Here is a 7,419-nt window from a genome sequence, read left to right on the forward strand (position 1 = left end):
AGGCTGCGTCTCGGAAATGCTAAATAAAGTTTGTTTCTCGCACTTTTATTTTGCATTTCGCTCAACTTGCACTATCTTTGCAGCCTAAAGGCGTTAAGATGTTATGTTTTCGTATCCTTACGCAGACATTCGTTTTGATTTAATATTAAGCTAACATATATACAAATGGCACAAGAAGATGTTTTTAAGAAAATAGTGTCCCACTGCAAGGAGTATGGTTTCGTATTCCCGAGCAGCGACATTTATGACGGTCTGGCAGCCGTCTACGATTACGGACAGAACGGTGTTGAACTGAAAAACAACATTAAGGAATACTGGTGGAAGAGCATGGTGCTGCTTCACGAGAACATCGTGGGTATCGACTCGGCCATCTTCATGCACCCTACTATATGGAAAGCCAGCGGCCACGTAGACGCTTTCAACGACCCGCTGATAGACAACCGCGACTCGAAAAAACGCTATCGTGCCGACAACCTGATAGAAGACCAGATCGCAAAGTACGACGAGAAAATAGAAAAAGAGGTAGCCAAGGCACGCAAACGCTTCGGCGAGGCTTTCGACGAAGCCAAATTCCGCGAGACCAACCCGCGCGTAATTGAGCACCAGCAGAAGCGCGACGCCCTGCACGAGCGCTACACGAAAGCGATGCAAGGCCCCGACCTTGAAGAACTGAAGCAGATAATCCTTGACGAAGGGATAGTTGACCCCATCAGCGGAACAAAGAACTGGACCGACGTGCGCCAGTTTAACCTGATGTTCTCAACCGAGATGGGCTCGGCCGCCGACGCTACAAACAAAATTTACCTGCGCCCGGAGACGGCACAGGGTATATTCGTGAACTACCTCAACGTTCAGAAGACGGGCCGCATGAAGATACCGTTCGGCATAGCACAGATAGGCAAGGCCTTCAGGAACGAAATTGTAGCACGCCAATTTATCTTCCGTATGCGCGAGTTCGAGCAGATGGAAATGCAGTTCTTCGTTAAGCCCGGCACCGAGATGGAATGGTTTAATAAATGGAAGGAGCTGCGCATGAAGTGGCACCAGGCACTTGGCTTCGGCGCGGAGAACTACCGCTTCCACGACCACGAGAAGCTGGCCCACTACGCCAATGCAGCTACCGACATCGAATTCCGCATGCCGTTCGGCTTCAAGGAAGTGGAAGGCATACACAGCCGCACCGACTTCGACCTGTCACAACACGAGAAATTCTCGGGCAAGTCAATCAAGTACTTCGACCCGCAGACCAACGAAAGCTACACCCCGTACGACATCGAGACCAGTATCGGAGTAGACCGCATGTTCCTGTCGGTTATGTGCCACTCTTATTGTGAGGAACAGCTCGAGAACGGCGAGACACGTGTTGTACTGAAACTGCCTGCTGCCCTCGCTCCCGTCAAGCTCTGCGTAATGCCTCTGTTGAAGAAAGACGGACTGCCGGAGAAAGCCCGCGAAATAATCAACGACCTGAAGTTCCACTTCAACTGCCAGTACGACGAGAAGGATTCTATCGGCAAACGCTACCGCCGCCAGGACGCAATAGGCACGCCTTACTGCGTAACGGTAGACCACGACACGCTACAAGACAATACCGTGACACTGCGTTTCCGCGACACAATGGAACAGGAACGTGTCAACATAGCCGACCTGCGTGGTATCATCGAAGACAAGGTAAGCATAACGAGCCTGTTAAAAAAATTACAATAAATGAAGAGATACAACATATTAATCCTGCTTCTGGCATTGTTATCGCCACTGGCACTAACGTCGTGCAGCGAAGACGAGAATGCCGTAGAGGAATTTCCCGACTGGCAAAACCGCAACGAGACTTCCTTCAACAACATATACGAACAAGCCAGGGCTAACACGGACGGTAACTGGAAACTGTTTCTGAACTACTCGCTCGAGGATACCATCCCGACAGATACATACGACTACATCGCCGTTGAGGTGCTAACCGAGGGTACGGGCAGCGGTTGCCCCATGTACACCGACTCGGTTCTGGTGAACTACCGTGGACGGCTCATCCCATCGACGTCGTACGCCGACGGCTACGTTTTCGACGAGTCGTATGAAGGAGAGTACAATCCAGCCACGGCAATGCCGGCACAGTTATATGTTGGCGGTGTGGTCGACGGCTTCGCCACGGCCCTTCAGCACATGCACATAGGCGACCATTGGCGTGTATATATCCCATACCAGCTGGGCTACGGAGTATCAGGCACGACATCGATTCCGGGTTATAGCACTCTTATTTTCGACATCGCTCTTATTGCTTACTACCGCGCGGGCGTATCGCCGGGACCTTGGCGTTCGGCAGAAAGCGGATGGATAACCGAATAAAAGGTATATATAACAAGGCAAGAAGCGGAAACATAGAATTATGATTTCCGCTTCTTTCTTTATATTATATCGCCCACATAAGCTTTCATCGTGAAATGTAACCATATAAAATGTAAAAAATTCAAGTACATATACATATTTTGATTTAGGTCAAAAATATGCACTTTCATGGCAAAAAACAGCAAAAAGTCTTTGCTGTGTGCGCAAACAGTAGTATCTTTGCATCGTCAAAACAAAACAATAGGTGTTAGTTCAATAGGTATTAAGTTATAAGGTAAAGTTAAGATTGCTTTGATACAGGATAACAACCATGCCGTGAGGCATCGTCAAAAGTTTTCATAGGTATACAAGGTAAAAAGGATTGTTTAGGTAACAGATGTTTAAAAACCTGTTTGCTGTGTTTCACAGCAACAGGATTCGGGGGTGGAGAAAGCATTAATACACGACCTCCGATTTTATTTAAGAAAAAGTTTCATAGTTAATGTTGATAATTGTGACGGGAGCCATCGAACGAGGCTTCCGTTTTATTTTTGCACAAAAACAACAACCAACACAGCTGGCAATATACAACCTAAATGGCGTATAAAAACGCTTATTACACAAAAACTCCGCAATATTCTTGCTTATTCGGCAAAAAGAATGTACCTTTGTAACCGTCTTATGACGGACATTAGTAAATAAAAACTGTCAGATTCTGGTTATAATCAATAACTTGAGAGACATGCGCTTGTGGCGAAATTGGTAGACGCGCCAGACTTAGGATCTGGTGGCTTACGCCGTGTAGGTTCGAGTCCTATCAGGCGCACCCTTGCAAACGTTAAGTGGTTGATTATCAGCTATTTAACGTTTTTATTTTATCCAAAATCCCCGTCAAATTCCCCGTATTTGAAATGGTTGGATGTAATTATACGCAAAAACATAAAAAATCAGATACGAATGCATAAGAGTAAAAAAACTAATATTTAGTGCTGCATATTTTAGCATTAAACTTTTAACTAATTTCATTTTTAACTATTGTACAACAATCATAAATAATACTAGCCCACATTTTAGCTTTCACTTTAGCATAGCCTCTATACTGTTCCGCCAAATCTATAGCTTTGCCATTGAAACTGTAACAATTGCATTTTTGTTTTGATCCCAAATCACATTCTGATAATATATTATATATGGGTCGCTTATCTTTTTGTGATTTTTCAACTTTTGTTTCATAGAATGCATATAAAAATGATGATAATTTATATTGTGGTTTATAATTCCAATTTAAAATTGGATTTTCGCTTGTCTTTTCTCCTTCATATAAAATTCCACCGAGAATATATATAAAATCATATTTATTTGTATGTTCAATTAGATTAGATTTATTACGAAAACTTTTATTGCTTATCTCTACATTTTTTTCATCAGCATACCTTAAAATACTATCATCTCCAGATAAAATAGAGAACAAATATTCAAGGACTTTACGATATCTTTTATTATAAACATCATTATTTGAGCACCATATTAAGTCTCGAACAAAGTTGCTTATACCAAGAGTGCATTTATCTGTATTAATAACATGTTGCTCGAACTCGTCTTTATAGGAAGAAGTATCTTCTTGCATTAGTTTATGAATGGCATGTAATATTCCTTCAATTATAAAGTTTAGTACTATTGGGTCATAAAGCTCTTTGCTCTTAGACTTGTTTTTTTTTGACTTTAATATCATCAAAAACAGAATTACGTTTTTGCCAAAAATCTTTTGCTTGCTCTCTAAAAGCAAGCGGTATATCAGGATTTGATATTGCTGAGTTAATGAGTATTTTATAATCCGATATGACATCGTTATGTAATTTGATCAATTTAGATACATTCATTTTGGCAAAAGATTCTCTATCTTGATTGATTTTATATGCCTTCATAAGTGAGGGCGAAAATCCATACATAATCTGTTGATATTTTAAGTTATTATTAAAATCAATAGTATGTAAATATTGTTTTAATAAAGAATTCGATTTATTGCTTCTTATTAATGAAATATATACATATAAAGAAAGTTTTATATTATTAACCTCATCAACTTCCTTTATAAATACAGATTTACGGTTTGCTTCATAAGCTTTGTATATTTTATTAAAAGCATTACCATCCACAAATGACAGTGCATTTCGGATTTCAATATCATCCAAGAATTTGAAAGCATAATAAACTTCTTCAGGTGTCAATGGAGGTAAAATCCCTTTTAACTTTTTCAACGATTTTTGAAGCTTAATCGTATCATTTAAACTTATATCTGGTAATCCGTCCGGGTATAATATTTTATATATTGGTTCCAAACATTGAGATGTTATATACATGATTTTTATAGCCGAATTTGTAAGTATTAATTCTTCGGAACTAATATGTAATGTCTTTTTGTTTTTTTCTTTATACAACATACCTATATAATGAAGGATAGGTAGTGCGTTTTCATCTTTATAGAATTTCTTGCGAAAATTGCTATCACTATTGGTATACATCGACAACAACTCTTCAAGCGCCTTCGCAATAAGATAGTTTTCATTATATTTGCATGGAAGCATTTTTGACATCATATTTATAAATTTCTTTATAACTTCCGATATTTTACGAACATACATAGTCATAAATTTCAATAATATTTAATTTACTAAATAAACTCTCTATTTCTATCTTTTAATCTCAAAAGATACATTCTGAAAAGGATGTCCGGAATATAATATAATCCATTTTCAACTGTCAATAAGTCCAGTTCCATTAGTTTCTTCAATGCAGCCTGCACTGAACTGGCAGACAACAAGGAATATTTACGGACGAAAGCAGCGCTCATTATCTTTTCGGCCTTTCCTTCCGTCGCTATGGCATACAGCAATTCCTTTTGACGTTCCGGAATACGTGACAGCAATAAGCGGTAACCGTCACCTGCCTCCTCCAAAATAGAATCTATCGTTTGGCGAAGTATGGACAATGAACACGTCCCGCCTTCAGCAGTATTTATGAATGCCTCATGGAATGTTTTTTGCATGTAATACGTGTTACCCTCAAATACATCGTACACTTTCATCACGTCATTGCCTTCGACGCTTTTGTCGAATTCGTTGAAAAGTCCGCATACGAAGTTGGTGTAGATTTCCGACTTAATTGGGTGCAGTTCCATTATAGATGTACTATTATAGAAAGGGCGGGCCGATGACAAGAACATTTCCGAAACAAGATGCCTTTCACTGCCTGCAAAGATAAAATGTACATTGGACAATTGTTGGATATGTGAGCGTAGAAGTGCCTCCACGTTTTTTTCAGGGTATTTCATTATTTGTTGGAACTCGTCGAATGCGACGATACACGGCTTGTCTGCTTGCTCCAAACAATCGAAAATCTCTATCAGTGTGTATTCGGGCTTGCCTATATCACCCAGCTCTATGTTAAAAGTCGGGGTGTTATTTATCGGGTCAAAACCGAATTTTGCATTTATCGACTTCAATCCTTGCACAAGGGCTGTAAACATCTTTTGGCTTCTGCTATGCAACACCTCAAATACTTTTTGCCCAAAAACATACGTAAATTCACGTAAACCTGAAGTATGCAGTATATCAATATAGAAAGTATAGAAATTATCTGTAATCTCAGGCTTATCGTAACAGAACTTCACAAGTTTCGACTTACCCATCCTTCTTGGCGACATCAGGCATATGTTACCTCCGTTTGACAAGGTACGTATAATTTTTGCAGCCTCTTCACGTCTGTCGCAAAAATATTTTTCAGGTATGTTCCCTGTTATGATGAACGGATTCTTCATTCACAAATTATCCATTGGTGTTTATTATGCAAAGATAATTATTTATTTTGAATAATGCAGGTGACTTTCTTAAATTTTATGATTTTCATAGTATGAAATAAGGTTTTTGTTGAATGATAATTACCGGATTGAAAAACATTGAGATTTTCTACATTTATGGTAAAATCAGGTCTTTAAATACGCCTAATACTCTAATTGTCAGTATTTTACATATTTGTTAGCACTGTGCGTTGAATTCAATGTTGAACAACGTTGATCAATGTTAATCAACCAACGGCGTAAAATCTCAATTCTGCCGAGGTCTATAAAAAAGCATGCACTACCTTTGCCCCGTCGAAGTTGATACGGCAGCCCTGCCTTTATGCCGTTGATACTGGGACATAGTTAAATAAGCGGTAAAAGTACGGTTGGGTATAACCTAAGGCAGGAACGTATGAAGAAACCGCTCAAATATTAATTGATATGGCAAAAGAAAAGATAAGGCCAAGTTCATTGATGATGGTTGATGTCGATGACCTAAGGGAACTCGTCCAATCAGAAATTGAGGGGGTCTTGGCAATGGAAAAAGACGTGAATGCATCGGAAGTGTATCTCACGCATAAAGAAGTGGCTAAAATGCTAGGAGTGTCCACAAACACTTTGTGGCGGTGGAACAAATCAGGCTATCTCTGTAATACTACGTGAGTTCGGTATAAGAAAACGATTGAAAAAGTTGTGGGAATGAGATATTTTTAGCACCTTTATAGTTGATAATCAATAAGTTACATAAAAATATTCATTCCCATGACTGATGCAAATATAATAGAAATTTTCTGTATTCTCGATGAATTCTGCAAATATTTTGCTCCCGAACTGAAAAAACACACGCTGGACATATGCGGAAAACGTCGCCGCAACCGCCCGTGCCTCATGTCCGACAGTGAGGTGATGACCATTCTCGTACTGTTCCATATCTTGCGCCACCGAGACCTCAAGTCTTTCTACCTCGGTTATGTATGCAACCACATGCGCAAGGAGTTTCCACACCGCCTGTCGTACAACCGCTTCGTAGAACGCCAGGCCAAGGTGGGACTCCGGCTTTTGCTGTTCCTGCAGACATGTGCGTTGGGTAAATGTACTGGAATATCCATAATCGACTCCACACCGTTGAAGTCATGCAATATAAAGCGTGCGCACAGCCACAGGACGATGAAGGGATGGGCCGCCAAGGGCAAGTGTACGATGGGATGGTTCTACGGATTCAAGCTGCATATAGTGATAAACGACCGTGGCGAGATAAT

Annotated in this window: 7 protein-coding genes and 1 tRNA gene; 5 read left to right on the plus strand and 3 right to left on the minus strand. The window is 40.2% G+C overall.

The genetic code is table 11. The features are described 5' to 3' along the window. The first annotated feature begins 165 nt into the window (after window positions 1-165). From H6A34_RS12740 to H6A34_RS12750, 3 genes are all read left to right on the plus strand, one after another. A complete protein-coding gene (locus H6A34_RS12740) occupies window positions 166-1,707 on the plus strand; it encodes a glycine--tRNA ligase (protein ID WP_021947282.1) in 1,542 nt (513 codons plus the stop codon). Continuing rightward, on the plus strand, window positions 1,708-2,343 hold the full coding sequence (locus tag H6A34_RS12745) for a BamJ family beta-barrel-assembly machinery protein (protein ID WP_205105825.1): 636 nt from the start codon (window positions 1,708-1,710) through the stop codon (window positions 2,341-2,343). A 723-nt stretch (window positions 2,344-3,066) separates the two neighbouring features. Beyond that, window positions 3,067-3,148 (plus strand) — tRNA-Leu (locus H6A34_RS12750). 186 nt (window positions 3,149-3,334) lie between these two features. Here the strand turns inward: H6A34_RS12750 and H6A34_RS12755 are convergent. The 3 genes from H6A34_RS12755 to H6A34_RS12765 are packed head-to-tail and all read right to left on the minus strand — an operon-like array spanning window position 3,335 to window position 6,139. After that, window positions 3,335-4,057 (minus strand): hypothetical protein, encoded by a 723-nt coding sequence (locus tag H6A34_RS12755; protein ID WP_205105826.1) that lies wholly within the window; start codon window positions 4,055-4,057, stop codon window positions 3,335-3,337. Beyond that, window positions 4,023-4,970, minus strand: a complete 948-nt coding sequence (locus H6A34_RS12760) for a hypothetical protein (RefSeq protein WP_205105827.1) — start codon at window positions 4,968-4,970, stop codon at window positions 4,023-4,025. Before H6A34_RS12760 ends, H6A34_RS12755 begins: the two co-directional genes overlap by 35 nt. Window positions 4,971-4,993: 23 nt before the next feature. Next, entirely contained in the window at window positions 4,994-6,139 is a 1,146-nt protein-coding gene (locus tag H6A34_RS12765; protein WP_205105828.1) for an AAA family ATPase, read from the minus strand. Between the two features lie 462 nt (window positions 6,140-6,601). Between H6A34_RS12765 and H6A34_RS12770 the strand changes: the two genes are divergently transcribed. Both H6A34_RS12770 and H6A34_RS12775 read left to right on the plus strand, forming a co-directional pair. Further along, a complete protein-coding gene (locus H6A34_RS12770; protein ID WP_205105829.1) occupies window positions 6,602-6,823 on the plus strand; it encodes a helix-turn-helix domain-containing protein in 222 nt (73 codons plus the stop codon). 99 nt (window positions 6,824-6,922) lie between these two features. After that, window positions 6,923-7,419: transposase (locus H6A34_RS12775; RefSeq protein WP_275955208.1), on the plus strand; the 497-nt coding region annotated here is incomplete at its 3' end.

The sequence above is a fragment of the Marseilla massiliensis genome, assembly GCF_016899855.1.
In the GTDB taxonomy this organism is placed as follows: domain Bacteria; phylum Bacteroidota; class Bacteroidia; order Bacteroidales; family Bacteroidaceae; genus Prevotella.